The following is a 21,500-nucleotide window of genomic DNA, read 5'->3' as shown; positions in this document are numbered from 1 at the left end:
TCAGTTCAAACTTTTCGTTGCTTTGAAGGTATCGCCGAAACTGGTCAGGGTCTTATTGAGCTTTTCTTTGATGGGATCGGTGAAAACTTGCTCTTTGACAAGGTCGGTGAAGATGGAAGGCTCATTAGATTCGATATAGTTATAAAGTTCCTGCTCGTAGTCAGCAAGTGCAGTCACCGGCAGCGTATCGAGAAATCCATTAGAACCAGCGTAGAGAATAGTGACCTGCTTTTCCATCGGCAGAGGTTGATACTGTGGCTGCTTGAGGATTTCAACAAGACGCTCGCCACGGGTCAGCTTTGCCTGGGTAGCGGAATCAAGGTCAGAGCCAAACGCCGCGAAGGCGGCAAGTTCTCGATATTGTGCAAGATCGAGACGCAGGGTACCGGCAACCTGTTTCATCGCTTTTACCTGGGCTGAACCACCAACCCGGGAGACTGAGAGTCCAACGTTAACTGCGGGACGAACCCCGGAAAAGAAAAGGTTTGGCTCAAGATAGACCTGACCGTCAGTAATGGAGATAACGTTGGTGGGAATAAACGCGGAAACGTCACCAGCCTGGGTCTCAATAATCGGCAGCGCAGTAAGAGAACCGGCACCAAGTTCATCACTGACTTTGGAAGCCCGCTCAAGCAGACGACTGTGGTTATAGAAAATATCCCCGGGATACGCTTCACGTCCTGGCGGACGACGAAGAAGCAGGGAGAGTTCGCGGTAGGCAACAGCCTGTTTGGAGAGATCATCATAAACGATCAGTGCATGCTCTCCCCGGTCACGGAAATATTCTCCCATGGAACAACCGCCAAACGGTGCGAGATACTGCATCGCTGCCGGATCAGAAGCACAGGCGGAAACCACGGTGGTTTTTTCCATGACGCCATTCTTGCGTAAAGCCTCAACAACAAGGGCAACGGTAGATTTCTTCTGGCCAACAGCAACATAGATGCAGTGCACATCACTATTTTTCTGCGCGATGATGGCATCAATGCAGAGGGCAGTTTTACCAATCTGACGGTCACCAATAACCAGCTCACGCTGGCCGCGTCCGACAGGTGTCATGGCGTCAACAGCCTTGGCCCCTGTGTAGCAGGGCTCATGCACACCTTTTCTTGCAATAACACCTGGTGCAAGTCTTTCAATATGTAAGAATTCTTCAGTCTCAATGGCACCAAGGCCATCAATGGGCTGACCAAGAGCGTCAACAACACGACCTTCCATGGCAGGACCAACGGGAACCTGCGCAATACGACCGGTCCGCTTGACAACATCACCCTCTTTAATTTTGCGGACATCTCCAAGAATTGCACAACCGACGTTGTCCGCTTCAAGGTTAAGAGCCAGTCCCATAACACCGCCCGGGAATTCAAGCAATTCCATGGCCATACAATTTCCTACCCCGTAAACACGGGCAATACCGTCACCAATGGAGATAACAGTCCCGGTCTCTTTGAGATTGACCTCGGTCTCGTATCCGCCAATCTGATCCTTAATAATTTGACTGATTTCTTCGGCTTTGATCTGCATTGTGGTTATCTCCCTTTAATGGAATCTTTTAAACCTGCAAGCTGGGTACGGATGCTGCCGTCCAGTTCAAGATCCCCCACACGGGCGATCATTCCGCCGATGATAGACTCATCAACGCTGGTCTCAAGCTCAACCTTCCTGCCTGTTAATTTTTCTAAAATTTTCTGGATTTTATCCGTAAGTGCTTTGGTAGTTTTTGTCGCAGTAACCACAGTACCATGGCTGATGCCCTGTGCCTCTTCGAGCATTTTCTGATAGCTCTCGGCAATCTCAGGAAGGATCTCCGCGCGGCGTTTTTTCACCAGCAGACGAAAAAAATTCCCCACAGGGACATCAAAACCGGCGGCCTTGACCAATTTATCTATCACCGTCTCCCGCACGTCCTGCGGGTAGAGGCGGTTCGTTATGCTGTCTTTAACCTCAGGCCTTTTCGCCATCAGGGCAACAAAAGAGTTCAAGCTCTGACCAAACAGCTTTTCTTTCTTCTGCTCACAGCCAATGGAATAAAGTGCTCTGGCATAGCGTTTTGCGAGGATCACCTGTTTCACGATATCGCCTCCACTTTATTAAGGTAGTTCTCAATGATAGCCTTTTGATCGCTGGCTCTGAGATTTTTTCTGAGCAGTCCTTCAGCCATGGTTACAGCCTTCTCTGCCACCTCCTCACGCAACATGGTGCGAGCCTCGGCGACTTCATTTGCCACAGCCTGTTCAGCAGAACGCATCATCTCTTCTGCAGCGGATTCAGCCCGTGCAATAATATTGCGTTTCTCCACTTCGGCCTGGGCTACAGCCCGTTCAACAATCTTGTCAATATCCGCCTCAACGACGGCAATCTTCTGCTGGAAGTTATTATAAGACTGTTCAGCAACCTGCTTGCGTTTTTCGAGATCATCAATCTCATTGACAATTTCTTCACGACGTGAAGAAAGAGACTTGCCGAGAGGTTTCGCAGCAAAATGGACAAGTATGATCATCAACGCGATGAAGTTGACAATACGCCAGCCGAAATCTTTGAGTTTCGCCTGAGAAAAGGGGTCAACAACGTGCTTCCCGGCGTGGGTGGTATCAAGAGTTTCATCCATAATGGGAATGGTGGCATCTATCACTTCAGATGCAGCCTGCATTGCCTTTGAGTCAGCGGGAACCGAGGCAAAAGCAACCGGAACAGACAAAAAGAGCAGAGACGATATCGCCAGCACCCCTGCAAATTTCTTCATGTTTTTCATTACAGGCTCCTCCTCAGAATCTTACCAGCCATCTCTTTCGCAAATCCCTGAACTCCAGAATCAAGGCTGCTGCGGGCAACCTCGATTTCAGATTTAAGTTCGGCAAGTTTTTTCTCTTTCATCGCCTCACTCTCTTCCCGGATAGCTTCGAGCCGGGCATCGCCCGCCTTTTGAGCTTCATCACGGGCAGCGTCGAGCGCAGCCTTCGCTTTGCCGGAGGCCTCTGCCATTCTGGCATCAACTTCCTGCTGGCGCTGATCGGCCCTTTGCTCAAATCCGTCGGCATCATCACGCATGCCCTGTAATCTTACGGCTCTCTCCTTGATAATCTGCTTTACCGGCTTGTAAAGCATTCTGTTCAGAAGGAACATGAGGACAATCATGTTGATGATTTGGAGAAGCAGAGTCTTGTCTAGTGTAACCATGCTTGCAGCTCCCTGAATAATTAAAAAAACGAAATATTTCACACCGGCCCAGCCACAGCTGCACCGATGTAGACCATAAATGGAAGAAACTCGAAACAACTATCCGACGACTGCTGAACAGCTTAAGAAAAAAAATGAATCTCCATTCACAAATTCAGTTAAAATCCATAACGTAATTGAGCGAGAGTGTCAACTAATTTTCACCTGTACAGCACGCTCCCGCCTCGAATAAAACGTCTTCCACCACAGTGAAAAACGTCCCTGAAAATGGTGTCTTTCCATGGATGTTCATTTATTTAAGCAGCTCTTTGACAATGCCCGGGACCGCAGCTACGGCTTCGCTCACTTTATCTGCCATCGGCCCCCCCGCCTGGGCCATGTCTGGACGTCCACCACCCCGTCCTCCGACAAGAGCAGCAACTCTGCTGACCAGTTCACCGGCCTTGATCCGCCCGGTGAGATCTTTGGAAACGATGGCAAGCAGAGCAGCCTTGCCCGCTACCACTCCGCCGATGACCGCCACACCGCTGTTGAGCTGATTGCGAACTTTATCACCAACTTCACGCAGGATTTTGGCATTTTCCAGTGGAATCTCAGCAGAAACAACTTTAATGCCATCCACTTCTACTGCATTTTTTAACACTGAGTCAAGATCAGAACTGGCCAGTTCTTTTGACAGCTCAGCGGCCTTCTTCTCCGCCGCTTTCAGACTTGCCTGCAGGGCGGCGACTCTGTCACAGGTCTCCTCAATACTGGTGGCGGAAAGCATTCCGCCGAGTCGAGTCTGTCCAGCAAACACCTGCTGGATCCAGGCAAAGGCCGGCTCGCCGGCGACTGCTTCAATACGCCGTACTCCGGCAGCAATTCCGATCTCGGACTGCACCTTGAAAACACCAATATCACCGGTGGCAACGACATGGGTTCCGCCGCACAACTCCTTGCTGAAATCTCCCATGGTGACAACCCGAACCTTGTCTCCATACTTCTCACCAAAGAGGGCCATTGCCCCTTCGGCAACAGCTTCGTCTTTCTCGATAATCCGGGTAACCACACTGGCATTGTGTCGAATTTCTCTGTTGACCCGCCGCTCAATTTCAGCCAGTTCCTCCGGTGTTACCGGCGAAAAGTGGGTAAAGTCGAAACGCACCCGATCTGCCTGCACCAGCGAACCAGCCTGTTTGACATGATCACCGAGCACCTGCCGCAGAGCTGCCTGCAGAAGATGAGTAACACTGTGATGGCCGGCGATGTGACGACGGCGTGCCTCGTCAATCTTCAGCTTCACCTCCATCCCTTCTTCCAGTGTCCCTTCAACCACGTTCAGGGAATGGAGAACAATCTTCTCGCCGGTTACCGTGGTATTACTGACATGGGCGCGACCGCCCTGCCACAGGACCTCACCATGGTCGGCAGACTGACCGCCGGACTCCGCATAAAAGGGTGTCCTGTCAACAAAGAGGCGACCACGCGCCCCGGTGGCGAGGCTCTTCACCCGTGTACCATCCGCGTCCAGCAGGCCGAGCACACGGCCGTTACCACATTTTTCTTCATAACCGGTGAAAACGGTGCGTACGCCCATCTCGGCAATACTCTTCACCCCGTCACCCTGCAACTTGACACTTTCCCCCTTCCGCGATGTACGTGATTGTTTACGCTGGCGGGCCATCTCTGCCTCAAAGCCTGCTTCATCGAAACCCAGCCCGCGCTCAAGGGCAATATCACGCACGATATCAAAAGGAAAGCCAAAGGTATCGTAGAGTTTGAAAATAAAGGTGCCGGAGATAATTTGATCCGCACCGAGCCTGTCAATCTCCCCGGCGAGCAGAGCCAGTCCTTTTTCGAGGGTCTCGCGGAAACGCTCCTCCTCATTGCGGGTTACCTTCTTCAGAAGAGTTTCGGCATCCACAACATGGGGAAAAGCACCCTTCATCTCCTCAATGACCACCTTCACCACATCGTAAAGAAAGGGCCTGTCCAGCCCCAGCGCCTTACCGTAACGTACCGCCCGGCGCATAATGCGCCGCAGAACGTACCCCCGTCCCTCATTGGAGGGCAGCACTCCGTCTGCAACAAGGAAAGTGGTGGCGCGGGCATGATCAGCAATAACCCGCATGGCCACATCATCACCCTTACCGGCACCGTATTTCCGTCCGGAAAGTTCCTCGATACAATGCAGGATGGGTGCAAAGAGGTCGGTATCGTAGTTATTCTGTTTGTCCTGCAGTACGGCGGCGATGCGCTCCAGCCCCATGCCCGTATCGATGCTCGGTTTGGGCAGCAGGGACAGCGTGCCGGACTCATCACGGTTATACTGCATGAAGACCAGATTCCACAACTCCAGATAACGGTCACAGTCACAGCCAATTTTGCAGTCACGGCTGCCGCATGTGGCGGCGTCAGGTCCCTGATCTATATGGATTTCAGAACAGGGGCCGCAGGGTCCGGTATCGCCCATGGCCCAGAAGTTGTCCTTCTTTCCCATGCGTACAATGCGGCCCTTCGGCAAGGTCTCCATCTTCTTCCACAACTCTTCGGCTTCATCGTCGTCATCGTAGATGGTCACCCAGAGATCTTTGGGATCAAGGCCGAGTTTCACGGTGAGAAATTCCCATGCGAAACGAATGGCATCTTCCTTGAAATAATCTCCGAAGGAAAAGTTGCCGAGCATCTCGAAAAAGGTGTGGTGGCGGGCGGTATAACCGACATTTTCGAGGTCATTGTGCTTGCCGCCGGCCCGGACGCAGCGCTGGCTGGTAACAGCGCGGTTATAAGGTCTCTTCTCATCGCCCATGAAAACCCGTTTAAACTGCACCATCCCGGCGTTGGTGAAGAGCAGTGTCGGGTCGTCTGCGGGAACAAGAGAAGAACTGTCCACACGAGTATGACCTTTCTCTTCAAAATACTGCCAGAACAAATTGCGAATGTCGTTTCCTTTCATAATTTTCTCTGCGTGTTGCTCTTTATTGTGTGCACAGACATCTGGATGTCAGGTGCGTTATTCAGTGTAGTTCAGGTGATAATCAAGCGGTTATAAGGGAATGGATCTTCTTAAACTCCGGTGTTCCTGCTCTGCCGAGCAGGGAGTAAATGAACATCTCGGTCGGCCCCACGATTGCCCCCGCCGCACGAAGCTGAAGAAGCGCCTCCCGGTGATCCTCTTCTCTTCGCGAGGAAACCGCATCGGACAAGACCCAAACCTTTTTACCGGCAGCCAGCAAAGCCAGTGCAGACTGCCAGATACAAATATGGGTCTCAACACCAACCAGGACAAAGGTCTCCAGTTCCGGTCGAGCCGCAATTTCCTGCGCTATGCTCTCCACTGCAAGCAGATTGAATGCGGTCTTGTCATACTGTGGTGTATCGGCAAGCAGCTCCTCAAGTTCCGGCACGTACGGCCCGAGCCCCTTGCGATACTGGGTAAAGGCGAGAGTCTTTACCTTCAATTCCCGGGCACAGCGTACCATCAGTGCGGCCGCCGCAGCTGTTTCGTCAGCCCGGTGAATAACCTCCATCAATCGCGTCTGAAGGTCAACGACCGCGAGGCAGAAATGCGCGGGATCAAGGTTCTCTGGTATCATCTTTATTCCTTTTAATTTATATTTCCGGGAACATCGAATACCCACTCTTTCGCCCCCTCTTCGTTACAGTAAAAAATTTATCCTCGGAGGTAAGCACCAGACTCCAGGTAAGCGCCAGACTCCGTGATCAAAGTTATACCGGTGATGAACGGTAAGCCGGTATAAGTACCTTCACGAAATTCTTTTCAAAAAAAACACGGAAATAATTTCCAAGGTACTAACAGGCCTGCGGTAAATTTTCTCCTGTGCCTCGAATATGAACGAAATACAAGGTTCTTCAAGGTACCCCTTCTGACAACGTAAACACGTGTGAAACTGCAAAGCAGACAGTAATTTTTCAGTAGACTCTTTTTTGTGGCGCAATTCAAGTCCGCGCGAAGAAGGTGTAGTTTTTTTTATTTTCGCTGACTTCTCACACACGAAATTTCTTTTCAAGATTTTTTATGACGTGTATAATTTACAATTATTCATTATTTGTGTATTTTCATGCGTTTAATTTTTTACCCATTCTTTTCTTCAGGCCCTCCATAATGTCAACTCTTGAACAGTCTCCTGCCCCCTCATCCGGGACAACCTGCGACGAAACGGTCATGATTGACGAGGAGATTGAACATGTCTCCCGGTTATTAAAAGCCGTGTCCCATCCTATCCGCCTGAAGATTCTCTGTCTGTTGCAGGACCGCGAACTCACCGTCGGAGAAATTCGTGAACAGGTTAAAACCACCAATGCCAATGTTTCCCAGCATCTTGGGGTACTGCGAAAGCAGGGCATTATAGATTTTCGCAAGGATGCAAACTTCATTTTCAACTTCATCAGTGACAAACGCGTCGTCGAGCTGATTCGAAAGCTGGACGATCTTTTTTGCCCTGCGAGAGAAAAATAACCCAGAGAGGAAAAGTACATAAAGGCTTTTACCGCGAAGAACACGAAGAAAGGCAGGAGAAAGACAAAAGACGGAAAGACTGGATGGCCAACGAAACAGTCTCATCCCACAACAGATGTTATTGAGTTTTGTTGCCCTGCTTTTTCCTGCCTCCCGTCTCCTGCCTCCCGTCTCCCGTCTCCTGTTTCCCTTCCCGGTTGAATCCTTAACCGGGCGTTTTTCTGTTTCTGCCACAACCACTCTGCCTGAACCAGTTTACAGTGGCATGATGTGATACTCTTCGCGAACCGCATGTTCACCCTTGAAAACTTGCCCGGTACGACCATCAATAGAGACATGGTCGCCACGATTGATCCGCTCACCCTCCAGCTCACACCACCCTTCCATGTCGAAAACTTTCATGCTGCGACAACCTACCACGCAGTACTTTTCAAGCCGCACAGCAACCACAGAGGCATGCGAGGTCTGGCCACCCCTTGCAGTGAGCAGCCCCTGGGCGAGAGAGATCATCTTGATATCCTCCGGAACCGTATCCTGGCGAATAAGAATAAGCGGAGAATCCTTGTCCTTGAGACGAATTTCAACAATATCCTCCTCAGAGAAAACCGCCCGTCCGGAAAGCGCTGATCCGGAAACGCCTACCCCGCTGCCGATCCACGCGGCCTCCAGTTCCCCGGGCTCTGTCTCGACAAAAACGTTGAGATGCTCCTTCTTTTTGATGGTGATCATGTCCCGTGTCTGTAGATAATAGAGGTCTTTTGCCTCGGGACTCTCAAAGGTAAATTCAATTTCCTGCGGATTCCAGTGATTATCATAGACAAGCTCGCGGGAAGTTTCCAGCAGAGCTTTGTAAATGGCGGGGAAGCGTCGTTCCAGGGATTCATCCACCAGACGGCCGTCCAGCTCTGCCTGCTCCACAGAGATCGCACAGCTGGAAACCAGCCCGCTGACGATATCCTCTCCCTGATCGCCGAAGGCGTAGTCACCCCACAGCGCCACCCGCTGAACCTTGCGATAGGGGTGAGCTGTGAAAACCACACCCGCACCGGACTCCTGGCTCCTGTTCCCAAGCACCATGGTCTGCACAATGACAGCTGTTCCCCAGGAATCGGAGACATCCATGATATGACGGAACTCCACCGCCTTTTCCGTATTCCAGCTCTCCAGTACCAGTTCAATGGCGTTGATAAGCTGCAGCCAGGGATCCTCCGGGATTGAGATACTGCGACGACGGGTGAGGTTGCGGTAGGACAGCGCCAGCTCCTTCATCTGCTCACTGGAGAAATCCCGTTTCAGCCCCACGCCGTACTCCGTCTTGGCGGCATTCATCAGGCTCTGAAAATCGTCTCGCTCCATGCCGGAAATCATCCCCCAGCTTTGCACGAAACGGCGGTAGTTGTCCCAGGCGAGATAGGCGTTGCCGTTTTTCGCCACAGACTCTTCAATAATATCCTCGTTGAGACCAACATCATGGATAGTGGCCATCATTCCCGGCATGGAGATGGAACCACCGGAACGCACCGAGAGCAGCAATGGATTCTCAGCACTGCCAAAAGTCCGCCCGGTCACCTGCTCCACTTCGTTAAGGGCTTCGCGCACCCGCTGCATAAACTCATCACGGGTTCGTCGGTAGCTGAACACAACCTCCTGACAGCGGAAAATTTCCGTGGTGATAATAAATGCCGCCGGGACCTGCTTGCCGAGACGTGAAATATTCACCAGATTATACCCTTTGTTCCCGAGGTGAATAAGGTCGTCGGTATAGGGATTGGGCCGGTGCATCAGAGAGATGGCCTTCTCCGGGTTGTAGCTCATAAGAATATCAAGCTTCTCACCGTCGAGCAGATTCTTCTGATTTTCGAGGGTCTGCAGGATACGCAGGATAAAGTTGTCGAGATGCTGCAGACCGAAGGTGGAAGCAATCAGCTCCCGCATGAAAACCTCAGAGAGGCGGGGGATGGCAGCCGCCATATCATCCTCGTCATACAGCCCTTCAAACTTGGTAAGGATGTTTACACTGCCAATCTGCGGGATAATAATTGACAGGTTATTCTGGTGAATATTGGTGTAGTAGGAGTAGATGATATCCTTTACTCCCTCACTCATGCCGCGCAGAATGTCGAGATACTGGGTGTAGGAGAAACGCCTCACCTTCAACGAACTCTCCAGCAGATTAAGCTGGATGCTGAGCCGACGCGAGCTGATACCGTCGATGGAGAGCGCACGCATGTAGAGACGGATACAGCGGGCAATAGTATAGAACGTCGCCTGAGTGATGATGGAGAGGTTGAGGGTCTCCGGCAGCTTCTCAAGATAGAGATTGGCCAGCTTTTCCAGGCGAAAGGAGAGGCTGAGGGCATCAAACTTTTTCTCCCGGTAGCGTCCATAGACCGAGGGGATGTCCACGGCGATGTGCCGCTTGTAATAGATATCTTCCCGGACCTCAAACTTCTTCGGCGAGAGGATGGTGTCTTTCAGGCTCTCCAGCGCCCCAAGCAGGGAACCGAGAATCTTCTCAGTGTCCGTTTCGTCAAGCTGCTCCGGCAGGGAATGCAGTTCGGGAAAGCTGTCCTGCACCACGAGATTGATCTCTTCGCGCAGCTGCCTGAAACCCAGTTTGTACTTGCGGTTGAGCAGGGCATACATGCGCAGCATCAACTCAAAACGGCGCACCTCTCCAGCACAGCAGTCACTCTGCTTCACCAGCCAGGCTTTTAGATCTTCGTCCTTTATGTCAAGAATATCATGTACATGGCGAACTTTGAAGTCACTCCACAGTCGATCACTGAGGATGTAGAGATCATCAACCAGCGGCCCACTGGTGACAATCTGCAAATAGACATCCTCGGGAACATAGGGGATGATAAGCGTCTTGTCTCGGAAATGCCAGAATTTGAGAATCGCCTGGGTAAAGTCAACAATCAGGTTGGAACTTTCCACATGCCCCTGCTTGCGCAGAAAATGAATAAGCAGGTCTTTGCGGTGATGAATCTCATCGAGTTCGGTACTGACATCCCGCAATTCCCCCTCTGAACCAATCTCGTTGAAAAAGACCGGCATCAGTTTGGTAAACTGCTTGCTGAGGTTGTAGATCGGCTCAATGGGATGGTTAAGCAGGCTGGTGATATCCCGTTGGAAGAGATCGGTATCCTTGACGCAGGTGCCGGAAAGTTTGAGGTGGATAATCAGCGCGGAGAAAAGCGTGCCACACCATTTCGGCTCGCGCATAATAAGATGCAGCCAGATACGGATATTGGCGAGATGAGCGGGGTTGACCAGTGGCTGCCAGTTGTCATCCACGCCCGTCACCCCGGCATGCTGGAAGCCGAAACGCACTACGCCGAAGAGGAAAGCCTCCACCATGCGACTGTTGCCGCGGTCGAAAATCTCATCTCCGATCACCTGAATGCACTGCAGGGAAGTGTGCGGATATTTGCGCACGTTGGCCTTCAACAGCTGGAACGCGGTGAGCAGAAACTCCTCAATCTGCTCAAAGCTTTGCTGGCGAATGAGGCTGACAAGGCTGCGATTGATCTCACGCAGGGTCTCCTCATGGATCAGCGAGAGGCCGGTGGTATCCATAATTTTGAAAAGGAAGAGCAGCTTGCGGTTCTCCTCGAAATCATCTGAATCGCTCGCCTGGAAGCCCCCTTCAGCCATTCCCTGACTGGGGATAGCGCGATATTGACGAACGATATCTATATGGTCGAGAAGATCATCAAGCGGCTCAAGCTCTCCCTTTTCCACACGTTCACGCCACTTGCGTAAACTCTCATGAGAAATCTTCACAAAGAGGTGGGAGGCACCGAAGTCCTTCTCCTCAATGGAGCATCTCTCAAGGAACCAGCTCATCGGATCATCCTCGTGCAGCCAGTAATCGTAACACTCCAGCAGGGTTGTCCTGAGAAATTCATAATAGCTGTCAAGCATGAAATCAGAGCAGGATTTCTGCATCTTTTTCAACAGGGGAGCCAGCTTTTTCACTGTATGCGGACTCTGGTAAAACTGCTGCAGCAGCGCCGGCTCTGTAACGCCGAGCGCCTGAAGATCATGAAAGATCTCCTCAATCACTGAGGCAAAACGGGCGGCATCTTCCGGCTTGATTTTTGCCAGCATCTTCTCCAGCCAGATCATCAGCGCCGCAACGACTTCAGAGGAAACCTGCGGATTGCGCCGTGCATCAAAGAGTGCTTCCAGAAAGAAACCCGAGAAAAGGTGGATGCATTGTGGCCCCTCTTCTCTGGAGAGGTAGTGGTGAACATTTTTCAGCACAAAACTTCGCAGATGAGGCAACACCATCTGCCAGTTATGATATGGGTGACAGATCTCGACAAGGAGACTTTGAAGGCTGGCCTCCAGGCCCTTGAAGTTCTTAACCACCTTGAGCAAAACGTTGTACTCTTCTGGAATTTCCACCTTGATGGAAGTTTCAATAAGATTGGCTCGCAGGGCATCCGATTCGATAATTTTTACTTCGCTGTCCATGATGATCTCCACTGTTTTTCTTCCCGCAGAGGGGGAAGTTTTTCTCTTTGTACAACTTTACCACAAAACGGTCAGGAAGGTTACGATCACACCGTGAAAAAGCAAAAAGACCCCGCTGCACAGAAGTGCAGCGGGGTCTTTTTACAGGGTACCTTTACAGGAATATTGAAGATCAATGAAATACAAGGTTCTGCAAGGGATCCTTACGCCTGAAAAAAATCTGAAAATCAGAGTGCCTAAAATCAGAGTGCCTTATTGGACTCCATATGGCAGATCAGGTCGAGCATACGGTTGGAGTATCCCCATTCGTTGTCGTACCAGCTGAGGATCTTCACAGTGGAACCAAGCACCTTGGTGGACTGTGCATCCACGATAGAGCTGCGGGGATCACCTTTAAAGTCGATGGAAACCAGCGGTTCTTCAGAAAACCCGAGGTAGCGGCTCTCGGCGGCTTTCAGTGCGGCGTTCACTTCCTCCGCAGAGGTCTCACGGCTGACTTCCATAACGAGGTCGACAATGGAGACGGTCGGAGTAGGGACACGAACGGCAAGACCGTCAAATTTTCCTTTCAGTTCCGGAATAACGAGAGAGACAGCGGCGGCGGCACCAGTCTTGGTCGGAATCATGGAGAGAGCCGCAGCACGGGCACGGCGATGATCGCTGTGTGGTGCGTCAAGGAGACGCTGGTCGCCGGTATAGGCATGAATAGTGGTCATCAGGCCGCGCTCAATACCAAAGTTGTCAAGGATAACCTTGGCGAAGGGAGCAAGGCAGTTTGTCGTACAGGAGGCGTTGGAGACAATGTGATGCTGAGTAGCATCATACTCATCTTCATTAACGCCCATGACAAAGGTCTTCACGCTGCCCTTGGCAGGAGCGGAGATAACAACCTTCTTTGCGCCTGCATCAAGATGCGCCTGAGCGGTCTCGGCGTCACGGAAGAAACCGGTGCACTCGGCAACGTAATCCACCCCAAGGTCTCCCCATGGGATATCTACAGGATTGCGATGGGCGCTGATGGAAATCCGTTTGCCATCGACAATCATTCCTTCACTGTCCGCACTGACATCATACCCGGAGCGGCCCATGTTGGAGTCATATTTCAACAGGTAGGCAAGGGTTGCGTTGTCGGTAAGATCGTTTACATGAACAACTTCGATATCAGCAAAGGCCGGATCGGAAGTCATTGCACGATACATATTGCGGCCAATACGGCCAAAACCATTAATACCTATTCTGATTGACATAATACTCTCCTTTTTTACGTTGTGTCGTTTTAAGAGTCTTGAATCTAATAGTAATTTACTCTCTACTATAGAAAATTATACGTTTCTATAAATCCTTAAAGATCTTCGATAAAACTGAAGTTTAAAAGATTCTCCACGTATGTACTCGACAGACTCTACCGAGCTACAATATCCATGGCTGCTGTAGTACAACAGTTTACACGAATTATAGGGATTGCAGGTTCCTTTTGCTTCAATTTTCATACTGCATTACAGATGAATCTATACAATACTGCTGCCCCGGTGCAATCCTGGTAGTGATCCGCAGATTCCAGTGACACTCTGTCTACCGGGTTCCCTGCTGTAGAAGACGGGATTCAAGGGACCCTTATTTCTGTACACAGTTGATCTGTTGCGCGCGGCTTTCATCGTAGAAGGAGAGATACTTTTTCATCACCTCATCCCAGGTATAGTGCGAGTAGATCTCCTGCACCGCCTGATACTGAATCTTTCTCCGCTCCTCTGCAGAAAGGGCAATCGCCCTTTCAAGGGCATCAAGCAGTGATTCCATGGAGATGCCGGAATAGGCCAGCCCCGTCTTACCATCTTTCACCTTTACCAGACCACCAACATGACGGACAATGGGGATATTACCGTAGAGCTGTGCTATAAAGTCGGTTAGACCACAGGGCTCAAAGCGCGAAGGAATCATGAAAAAATCCCCTGTCGCGAAAATCAGCCTGCCAATATCGGAATCGTACCCGTCAAGAAAGCAGAAACGCCCGGCAAATTCCGGCTGTTCGGCGTGAAAAGCGAGCTGCTCTTCAAGTCCGACATCACCATCACCGAGCAACAGCACCTGGCAGTCAGGGTGTCGCTGCAGCAGAGTCGGCAGAACTGCAATCAGAGAATCCACCCCTTTGTCGTTGTTAATGCGGCCTACAAAGGTGAAAATAGTTGCATTTTCCAGTTGTGCAAGGGTGCCATGCTGATGAAGTGTGCCGTGCAGCCCATGTTCCAGCATCAGCAGCAGTTCACGGCGGCAACGGGCCTTGCCGTGAAGATTATCTTCTTTGTTGGCAGGATCGTAGATAAAATCTGGATCCCCTCCGGCAAAACTCTCCGGGTTATAGAGCTCCGGGTCAATACCGTTGGTGATACCGTGCAGAACTATATTACGTGCCTTGAGGGTATGCCCGAACCAGCCGGTCATATAGTCGCTGTCGGTATCCATCAGCTCACGGGCGTAATTTTCGCTCACCGTATTTACCAATGAATAACTTGAGGCAACCAGCAACGGGTCAAATTTATTTTCGAGACGATTTCCATCAATAACCTGCGGAGGCAGACCACTTACAGCAGCGGCAAAAGGCAGGTCGGTAATTTCCTGATGGTAGCCGCGACCGGCGTTATGCACGGTGACAACTGCCGCAGTCCCTCGAAAATAGGTCTTGTAGCCGGCAATTTCACGTATCATGGCTGGCAGCAGAGCAGTGTGTCCATCATGACAATGGATAATGCTCGGTCGAACACAAAGGGCAATAAGCAGCTCAAGAGCCGCCTTCTGCAGCAGCACATTCATGGCAAAGTAATCCGCATGCCCTTCAGAAGCTTTCTTCCAGGCCACAGACTTCTCCTCCTCGTCTGTGTAAGTGTAGACATTGTGCTTTTCGCGGAAACGCTCACCCTCGATCAGGTAGATTTTCACCCCGTTCTCTTCCTTGACATAGAAGCGAACTCCCTCGCACATACGCTGTTTCGGCAGGTTCATCTGGATGGAAAGCGCCAGCTCCTGGTAGGGACAGAGGGGATCCATCACTGACTGAAAGCCTTCAGCTTCAGGGGCCATAAAGCCATAACGCGGCAAAACGACACTCACCCGTCGTTTACCCGAACGAGCCAGGGCTTTTGCCAGCTGAAAAACCACATCCTTCACTCCACCTGCACCGGCCAGTTCACCATATTCCCGGCTCACCATCCAGATATCGCAGAGATCGCTGCCATGAATTTTCGCTGTCTTGCGCATAAGCCCATCAAGACCACTGACACAAGATGGCCGGGGCGGCGCAAATTCTCCCTCAGAAGGTATCACATCACTCATCTCACCCTCCCCCGCTTTGATGTGGGGCATTTGTAAAAGTGTTCGCAGGAAACCGATACAACAGACCTTTTTTTCTAAAGAGAAAAGAATAAAGGTTTCCTTTGTTTGACGACGGGAGCAAAACACTCTACTATCTGCTCAACGTCCTGCTCAAAATTCCCACCAGGGATCTTGAAAAATCAGCAGAGAAATTGATTGCTCAAATTTCCCGTTATTTCAGGCAGCAGACTGGAAGACCACGGCCTGATTTTTCCACTTAACACTGGAGTGTACCATGCAAAAACAGAAACTGCACGACTTACAAGATTTCCTTAAATTGCTGCAAAAGGAGAATCAACTTCTTGTTATTGAGCAGGAAGTTGATCCCCGTCTTGAGATCGCCGAGATCCATCGCAGGGTCATTGCTGCCGGGGGCCCCGCCCTCCTTTTTACCAGAGTCAAGGGTTCTCAATTTCCTGTGGTAACCAATTTGTTTGGCACTGCGGAACGTATAGAACTGGCCTTCGGCGGCAAACCGCAGCAGTTTGTAAAAGACGTGGTCCGTCTGGTGGAAACCTCCATGCCCCCAACGCTGTCAACCCTGTGGGAAAGCCGCAGACTCATCACCGACGCCATAAAAATCGGCATGAAAGAGATAAGTGTCGCACCGGTGATGGAGTGCGTGCAGCAGCCACCCATGCTCTCTACTCTGCCTCTGCTCACTTCATGGCACAGCGATGCCGGTCCCTTTGTCACCCTGCCACTGGTTTATACCGAACATCCGGATGGCCGTGGACATAACCTCGGGATGTATCGTATTCAGCGCTTCAGCGACAGCGAGACCGGCATCCACTGGCAGATTCACAAGGGCGGCGGCTATCACTACCACGAGGCGGAGAAACGTGGTGAGGCACTGCCCCTCTCCCTCTTCCTCGGCGGCCCGCCGGCACTCATGCTGGCGGCAATTGCCCCGTTGCCGGAGGACCTGCCGGAACTGCTGCTCGCCTCGATGGTGATGGGCGACAAACTGGAGATGGCCACCGACCCCCGGGACGCCTGCCACCGTCTCATCGCCCGCACCGAGTTTGCCATTAAGGGAAAGGTTCCGCCATTCCTGCGCCACCCCGAGGGTCCCTTCGGCGATCACTACGGCTACAACTCCCTGCAGCACGATTATCCGGTCTTCCAGATCAGCCATATCTACCACCGCAAGGGGGCTGTCTACCCGGCCACCGTGGTCGGGCGGCCGAAACAGGAAGATTTTCTGCTCGGCGACTACCTCCAGGAACTGCTTTCACCGCTCTTCCCCCTGGTCATGAAAGGTGTGAAGGAGTTGAAGACCAGCGGAGAGGCAGGATTTCACTGCCTCGCCGTTGCGAGGGTAGAAAATCGTTATCCCCGCGAGGCCTTCGCCAACAGTCTGCGTATTCTTGGCGAAGGACAGCTTTCCCTGAGCAAATTCCTTATAACCACTGACGGTGATACAGATCTCAGCAATTTCGCCACATTCTGGCCCCACATCCTTGAACGGGTGGATTGGAAACGCGACCTTTTCATTTTCGACAACACCTCCATGGACACCCTTGACTATACCGGCCCCTCGGTCAACAAGGGTTCCAAGGCACTGTTAATGGGATTGGGCCGGGAAAAGCGCCGCGAGCTGCCACAGGAGTTTCATGGGGAGCTGCCCTCCGGCTGCTCTCAGGCAAAGGTCTTTCTGCCGGGCACTCTCGTCGTACAGGGGGCCAGTTGGAAAGAACGCCCCGATCTCGCCAGGGAACTCGCCGAATACAGCGGACTGGGTAACTGGCCTTTTGTTCTGCTGGTGGACAACGTGCGCGAGGCAACATGCTCAATGCAGGAGTTCCTCTGGACCTTTTTTACCCGCTTTGAACCGGCGGCAGATATCTACGCCAAAGCCTCCGCCGTCAGTCGTTTCCACATCGGCCTTGAGCCCCCGGTAGTCATCGACAGTCGCCTGAAGCCCTGGTATACTGATGTGCTTGAGGTGGACCCGGAAACAAAGGCACTGGTAGACAGTCGCTATACTGAAATGATCCCTTCACAATGGAGACTCTGATGGAGAAAATGCGACTGCAGAAATTCCTCGCCCGCTGCGGTGTCTGTTCACGACGAAAGGCAGAGGAGTATATCGCCGCCGGACAGGTAAAAGTAGACGGGCAGACAGTTACCGAGATGGGCGTGTCCGTGGGAGAGGAGAATCACGTCACCTTCAACGGCCGCCTGCTTACTCTTGAGGAGGAGTTTGAATACTACCTGCTTAACAAACCCGCTGGCTATATCACCACCCTCTCCGACCCTCAGGGACGCCCTACCGTCACCTCCCTCCTCAGGGGGGTGAAAACCCGGATATTCCCGGTAGGACGCCTCGACCTCGACACCGAAGGAGCACTCCTTCTCACTAATGACGGAAATCTCGCCCAGCGCATGCAGCACCCCAGCCTGCATACGAAGAAGCACTACGAGGCACTGGTCAAAGGTCGGCCAGCGGCAGCGGCACTGCGGCAGCTTGAGCAGGGCGTGGAACTTGAAGGAAAACTGACCGCACCGGCGAAGGTTCATCTGGTGAAACAAGGGGAAAACAGTGCAGTGCTGGCGCTGACTCTCCAGGAGGGGCGGAAACGGCAGGTAAAGAAAATGTGCGCCCATATCGGCCACCCGGTACTCTTTCTGAAAAGGACAGCCTACGGGCGTCTCACTCTCGACGGCTTGAAACGGGGGGCATGGAGACGACTCAGCTCTGTAGACTTAGAAAAGATTTTTTTGTAAAATTCTCTTTACAAACTGACTGATTCCTGATTAATTTAAATCTTAATATTCGCAATAAATATACCATAATATTATATAGATATTTCATTCCCCACACGACCAGCTGACAGGATTATACAGTCCTCAAATTGCAAGGAACATCGAATAATCGGTATTTCGCCCATCTTCTTCGTTACAGTAAAAAAATTTAATTCAATCCGGGCCATGCAGTACGATAAAAAGCGTGGACTCAGTGCCCTTCAAGGATAACAAATGGCTGAGGACGATCATTCTTCAAAATTTTTTCCAGCCGATATTTACTGGAGTCGAAAATGAATAAATCAGAACTGATTGAACACCTTTCCGAAACGCTCAATCTTCCGCAACGGGAGGCAACGGCCATCTGTAACACAATCCTTGAACGGATGACGGAGGCCCTCTCCGATGGTGACAGTATTGAGATTCGCGGCTTCGGCAGTTTTGTCATCAAGAAATATGAGGCCTACGAAGGCCGCAACCCCAAAACGGGCAAAAAAATTACCGTCCAGCCCAAAAAACTTCCTTTTTTCAAAGTCGGCAAGGAATTGCGCGAGAAGGTCAACAACGACTAAAGGGTACCTTGAATAACCAGCATCTCACCCGCTTTTACCACCTGCGGCCTCGACAAAAGTCTCAAAAAGTCTTAAAAAATGGTGATGCTTACAGGTCAGGTCCTCCGGATGCCACTGCACTCCCACTGCAAAGGGATGCTCTTTGTGTTCAATCGCCTCTATAATGCCGTCTTCCGCGCGGGCCGTAACAATAAAGTTATCCGCAACCCGTTTTACCGCCTGATGGTGAAAAGAATTAACCATCAACGTCTCTGTCCCAAAAATTCTCCGCAGCAGAGAATCTTCCCGCAGCTTCACTCGATGGTAAAGCGCATCCACCGGCATGGCTTTTGGTCTATGCCCGAGAGGATGCTCCAGCTGGCTGAAAATATCCTGATAGAGAGTCCCCCCGCCCGCCACGTTCATGAGCTGCATCCCGCGACAAATCCCGAGAACAGGTATGTCGCGCTTTACCGCAAGATGCAGGAGATGGCTCTCGCAGGAGTCACGTTCGGAATTGATACAGTCCACATTGCACAGAGGATCCTCTCCGTAGAGATGCGGGCTGATATCCTCATTGCCACCGGTGAGCAGCAGTCCGTCAATCAACTTGAGGTAAGAACCAGGGACATCTGGATCACAAACCATCGGCAGCAGCATGGTGAGTCCCCCCGCCTCATGCACAGAGCGTATATACCCGTCACTGACCGCCGCGTACCTTTTTTGCGAATGTTCCATTATGCAGGTGGTAATACCGATAACCGGCCTGTTCTCTTTCTTCATTTCTCTTGTCCTTTCACACAACTTTTTAAGTATTGGCAGTCCGTTCTTTTTACAGGAATCGCCGCAGCCATGCAATCCGTCTTTTTCTTTCATTTTTATGGTGCTTCAAGTATTGTGAACAGTAAAACTAATTCAGATGGGGAGGAGTAAAAATGTCCATTGTCACCATAGCACGAGGTTCCTATAATAAGGGGAAAGAGGTCGCTGAAGGGCTGGCCGAGGCACTTGGCTGCGAATGTCTTTCGCGGGATATACTGCTGGAGGCATCTGACCGCTTCAATATTCCCGAGATCAAGCTGGTCAAGGCACTGCACGATGCGCCCTCGGTGCTGGAGCGTTTCAGCCACGGCAAGGAGCGCTATTTTGCCTATTTTAAATCTGCTTTTCTTTCTCATATATCCGAAGGCAATGTGGTCTATCACGGACTCGCTGGCCATTTTCTGCTGCGGGAGATGCCCAATGTCCTTAAGGTGAAGGTAAACGCACGCATGGAAGACCGGGTTATTGATGAGATGGAGCGAGAAAGCTGCTCACAGTACACCGCCTGCTCTAATCTGCAGCGGGACGACGAAGAGCGTCGTAAATGGGGCATGCAGCTCTATGGACTCGATCCGTGGGACGCCCGCCTCTTTGATATCGTCTGCAATGTCGATACCTTGAAGGTTCCCGATATCGTCAGTATGCTGGAACGTCTGTGTCGACTCCCGCAATTCAAAGAGACGGAGGAAAGCCTGAAATACCTCCGTCAGGCAGCGAAGGTCGCCGGAATCAAGGCGCTGGTGATAGATACAAGTCCCAACGCCAGGGTAGAAATTATCAATAAGAAAAAGATTAAACTGGTCGGAGTGAAAGGGGACAAGAAGTTTCGCCACAAGCTGGAGCAGAAACTTGTCGATCTTTATGATATTGAAGATGTTGTTTTCAAAAAGACATCAAGGGTGGACAGCGGCCATATCAACGTCTTCCACAGTCTCGAATAAACCTTCCAGCTGCTCCATCAAAAAAAAGACGTCTCCTCTGACGGGGAGACGTCTTTTTTTTTAGCTTTCAACCCGAGATTGAAATTCAGGAGACCCTCAAACCTCAAAGTCAATCGCCTGACGCGAATTCACTACTTTTTTGATAAAACTAACAATTTTCTGATGCTCGGGGTGGTCATTGTAGGCGGCGAGATCAGCAGTCGTGTCGTGGGTGGAATGCAACACAATCTGAGCATCCACAGTGGTAGTTGCCGCCAGTTTAACTGAAACTTCAACAGCTTTAAGGGTATCGATCTTCCCCCTCAGTGCTTCAATCAGCTCTTTAATCTTCAAGCAGTTCTGCGCAGCAGTTGTCCCCTCAGCCTCATCTTTCAGCGTCCACCATACGATGTGTCGAATCATGATGCATCTCCTCTGTTTATTTTTTATGGGTTCCCGTTGCCGGGGCAAGACATTTTTAAATCGCCCCATCCTTCACCGGACAACAAAGGGATTTACAGAAGACCGTTAACGATTCTGACCATTGTGGCTGTCTACGGTGGCATCACTGGCATACTCGGCGCCTTCGGCGATAAATTTATCCAGGGCTTCTTCGACGGTTCCGGTAATGCCGTTTACCACCTTCACTCCCCCGGCGTTAAGGGTGTTGAAGGCATTTGGGCCACAGTGACCAGTCATCAGCACATCTGCGCCCTTGTCGGCAATGAGATTTCCAGCCTGGATTCCGGCCCCTTTGAAAGCATTGGAATTGGAGCTGTTATCAACTGCTTCAAACTCTTTTGTTACAGAATCAACGATAATAACCCACGCAGCACGGCCAAAACGGGGATCAGTCTGAGAGCTGAGTTCCGGGCCCTGGGATGTAATTGCAACTTTCATAGTATTCCTCTTTATTATTCAACAAAAATTTCATGGCAGGGGCAAGAAGTCCCTGCCATATTGCCAGTC

General features: G+C 51.2%; 18 protein-coding genes. 6 read left to right on the top strand and 12 right to left on the bottom strand.

What is annotated here, in order from left to right; all coding sequences use genetic code 11:
• From atpA to JWG39_RS05740, 6 genes are all read right to left on the bottom strand, one after another.
• A complete protein-coding gene (gene atpA / locus JWG39_RS05765) occupies positions 1–1,524 on the bottom strand; it encodes a F0F1 ATP synthase subunit alpha (RefSeq protein ID WP_205218429.1) in 1,524 nt (507 codons plus the stop codon).
• 5 nt (positions 1,525–1,529) lie between these two features.
• Entirely contained in the window at positions 1,530–2,072 is a 543-nt protein-coding gene (atpH, locus tag JWG39_RS05760; RefSeq protein ID WP_205218428.1) for an ATP synthase F1 subunit delta, read from the bottom strand.
• Positions 2,069–2,752 (bottom strand): F0F1 ATP synthase subunit B, encoded by a 684-nt coding sequence (gene atpF / locus JWG39_RS05755; protein WP_205218427.1) that lies wholly within the window; start codon positions 2,750–2,752, stop codon positions 2,069–2,071. The genes atpH and atpF overlap by 4 nt, the downstream gene beginning before the upstream one ends.
• A complete protein-coding gene (locus JWG39_RS05750; RefSeq protein ID WP_205218426.1) occupies positions 2,752–3,177 on the bottom strand; it encodes a F0F1 ATP synthase subunit B in 426 nt (141 codons plus the stop codon). The genes atpF and JWG39_RS05750 overlap by 1 nt, the downstream gene beginning before the upstream one ends.
• Positions 3,178–3,469: 292 nt before the next feature.
• Positions 3,470–6,115, bottom strand: coding sequence for an alanine--tRNA ligase (alaS, locus tag JWG39_RS05745; protein ID WP_205218425.1), 2,646 nt, complete (start codon positions 6,113–6,115; stop codon positions 3,470–3,472).
• An 82-nt stretch (positions 6,116–6,197) separates the two neighbouring features.
• The gene (locus JWG39_RS05740) at positions 6,198–6,755 is read right to left on the bottom strand and encodes an isochorismatase family protein (RefSeq protein ID WP_205218424.1); all 558 of its coding nucleotides are present in this window, start codon (positions 6,753–6,755) and stop codon (positions 6,198–6,200) included.
• Positions 6,756–7,345: 590 nt separating this feature from the next.
• Here JWG39_RS05740 and JWG39_RS05735 point away from each other — a divergent pair.
• The gene (locus JWG39_RS05735) at positions 7,346–7,639 is read left to right on the top strand and encodes an ArsR/SmtB family transcription factor (protein WP_205218497.1); all 294 of its coding nucleotides are present in this window, start codon (positions 7,346–7,348) and stop codon (positions 7,637–7,639) included.
• Between the two features lie 255 nt (positions 7,640–7,894).
• On the opposite strand, the gene JWG39_RS05730 is transcribed toward JWG39_RS05735, so the two are convergent.
• The 3 genes from JWG39_RS05730 to JWG39_RS05720 all read right to left on the bottom strand — a co-directional run bounded on the left by JWG39_RS05730 (position 7,895) and on the right by JWG39_RS05720 (position 15,451).
• A complete protein-coding gene (locus JWG39_RS05730; protein ID WP_205218423.1) occupies positions 7,895–12,124 on the bottom strand; it encodes a PEP/pyruvate-binding domain-containing protein in 4,230 nt (1,409 codons plus the stop codon).
• A gap of 242 nt (positions 12,125–12,366) precedes the next feature.
• A complete protein-coding gene (gene gap / locus JWG39_RS05725; RefSeq protein WP_205218422.1) occupies positions 12,367–13,371 on the bottom strand; it encodes a type I glyceraldehyde-3-phosphate dehydrogenase in 1,005 nt (334 codons plus the stop codon).
• Positions 13,372–13,738: 367 nt separating this feature from the next.
• Positions 13,739–15,451, bottom strand: a complete 1,713-nt coding sequence (locus JWG39_RS05720) for a glycogen synthase (RefSeq protein WP_240192011.1) — start codon at positions 15,449–15,451, stop codon at positions 13,739–13,741.
• Between the two features lie 101 nt (positions 15,452–15,552).
• Here JWG39_RS05720 and JWG39_RS05715 point away from each other — a divergent pair, with 101 nt between their 5' ends.
• The 4 genes from JWG39_RS05715 to JWG39_RS05700 all read left to right on the top strand — a co-directional run bounded on the left by JWG39_RS05715 (position 15,553) and on the right by JWG39_RS05700 (position 18,810).
• Positions 15,553–15,711, top strand: a complete 159-nt coding sequence (locus JWG39_RS05715) for a hypothetical protein (protein WP_205218421.1) — start codon at positions 15,553–15,555, stop codon at positions 15,709–15,711.
• A gap of 14 nt (positions 15,712–15,725) precedes the next feature.
• Entirely contained in the window at positions 15,726–17,510 is a 1,785-nt protein-coding gene (locus JWG39_RS05710; protein WP_205218420.1) for a UbiD family decarboxylase, read from the top strand.
• Positions 17,510–18,220 carry a pseudouridine synthase gene (locus JWG39_RS05705; protein ID WP_205218419.1) on the top strand — a complete coding sequence of 237 codons (711 nt, stop codon included), beginning with the start codon at positions 17,510–17,512 and terminating at the stop codon, positions 18,218–18,220. The genes JWG39_RS05710 and JWG39_RS05705 overlap by 1 nt, the downstream gene beginning before the upstream one ends.
• 311 nt (positions 18,221–18,531) lie before the next feature.
• Positions 18,532–18,810, top strand: coding sequence for an HU family DNA-binding protein (locus JWG39_RS05700; RefSeq protein ID WP_205218418.1), 279 nt, complete (start codon positions 18,532–18,534; stop codon positions 18,808–18,810).
• A gap of 24 nt (positions 18,811–18,834) precedes the next feature.
• Here the strand turns inward: JWG39_RS05700 and JWG39_RS05695 are convergent, their stop codons facing one another.
• Positions 18,835–19,572, bottom strand: coding sequence for a gamma-glutamyl-gamma-aminobutyrate hydrolase family protein (locus JWG39_RS05695; RefSeq protein WP_205218417.1), 738 nt, complete (start codon positions 19,570–19,572; stop codon positions 18,835–18,837).
• A 152-nt stretch (positions 19,573–19,724) separates the two neighbouring features.
• Here JWG39_RS05695 and JWG39_RS05690 point away from each other — a divergent pair, with 152 nt between their 5' ends.
• Complete coding sequence (locus JWG39_RS05690) at positions 19,725–20,552, top strand: cytidylate kinase-like family protein (protein WP_205218416.1); 828 nt, start codon at positions 19,725–19,727, stop codon at positions 20,550–20,552.
• 96 nt (positions 20,553–20,648) lie between these two features.
• Here JWG39_RS05690 and JWG39_RS05685 read toward each other — a convergent pair whose 3' ends face one another.
• Positions 20,649–20,954, bottom strand: coding sequence for a Dabb family protein (locus JWG39_RS05685; RefSeq protein ID WP_205218415.1), 306 nt, complete (start codon positions 20,952–20,954; stop codon positions 20,649–20,651).
• 105 nt (positions 20,955–21,059) lie between these two features.
• Positions 21,060–21,431: a NifB/NifX family molybdenum-iron cluster-binding protein gene (locus JWG39_RS05680; protein ID WP_205218414.1), complete on the bottom strand. Its 372-nt coding sequence runs from the start codon at positions 21,429–21,431 to the stop codon at positions 21,060–21,062.
• Between the last annotated feature and the right edge of the window lie 69 nt (positions 21,432–21,500).

Origin of the sequence: Desulforhopalus vacuolatus, assembly GCF_016918505.1 — a bacterium.
Lineage (GTDB): Bacteria > Desulfobacterota > Desulfobulbia > Desulfobulbales > Desulfocapsaceae > Desulforhopalus > Desulforhopalus vacuolatus.
Note: the sequence above shows the minus strand (reverse complement) of the source record. Positions and strands in the feature narration are given on the sequence as shown.

Excerpts from the sequence above, each read along its gene's own strand:
- JWG39_RS05685 (WP_205218415.1), bottom strand. The coding sequence starts at position 20,954 with ATGATTCGACACATCGTATGGTGGACGCTGAAAGATGAGGCTGAGGGG.
- JWG39_RS05705 (WP_205218419.1), top strand. The coding sequence starts at position 17,510 with ATGGAGAAAATGCGACTGCAGAAATTCCTCGCCCGCTGCGGTGTCTGT.
- atpF (WP_205218427.1), bottom strand. The coding sequence starts at position 2,752 with ATGAAAAACATGAAGAAATTTGCAGGGGTGCTGGCGATATCGTCTCTG.
- gap (WP_205218422.1), bottom strand. The coding sequence starts at position 13,371 with ATGTCAATCAGAATAGGTATTAATGGTTTTGGCCGTATTGGCCGCAAT.
- JWG39_RS05690 (WP_205218416.1), top strand. The coding sequence starts at position 19,725 with ATGTCCATTGTCACCATAGCACGAGGTTCCTATAATAAGGGGAAAGAG.
- JWG39_RS05680 (WP_205218414.1), bottom strand. The coding sequence starts at position 21,431 with ATGAAAGTTGCAATTACATCCCAGGGCCCGGAACTCAGCTCTCAGACT.
- atpA (WP_205218429.1), bottom strand. The coding sequence starts at position 1,524 with ATGCAGATCAAAGCCGAAGAAATCAGTCAAATTATTAAGGATCAGATT.
- JWG39_RS05710 (WP_205218420.1), top strand. The coding sequence starts at position 15,726 with ATGCAAAAACAGAAACTGCACGACTTACAAGATTTCCTTAAATTGCTG.
- JWG39_RS05695 (WP_205218417.1), bottom strand. The coding sequence starts at position 19,572 with ATGAAGAAAGAGAACAGGCCGGTTATCGGTATTACCACCTGCATAATG.
- JWG39_RS05730 (WP_205218423.1), bottom strand. The coding sequence starts at position 12,124 with ATGGACAGCGAAGTAAAAATTATCGAATCGGATGCCCTGCGAGCCAAT.
- JWG39_RS05740 (WP_205218424.1), bottom strand. The coding sequence starts at position 6,755 with ATGATACCAGAGAACCTTGATCCCGCGCATTTCTGCCTCGCGGTCGTT.
- JWG39_RS05735 (WP_205218497.1), top strand. The coding sequence starts at position 7,346 with ATGATTGACGAGGAGATTGAACATGTCTCCCGGTTATTAAAAGCCGTG.
- alaS (WP_205218425.1), bottom strand. The coding sequence starts at position 6,115 with ATGAAAGGAAACGACATTCGCAATTTGTTCTGGCAGTATTTTGAAGAG.
- JWG39_RS05700 (WP_205218418.1), top strand. The coding sequence starts at position 18,532 with ATGAATAAATCAGAACTGATTGAACACCTTTCCGAAACGCTCAATCTT.
- JWG39_RS05720 (WP_240192011.1), bottom strand. The coding sequence starts at position 15,451 with ATGAGTGATGTGATACCTTCTGAGGGAGAATTTGCGCCGCCCCGGCCA.
- JWG39_RS05750 (WP_205218426.1), bottom strand. The coding sequence starts at position 3,177 with ATGGTTACACTAGACAAGACTCTGCTTCTCCAAATCATCAACATGATT.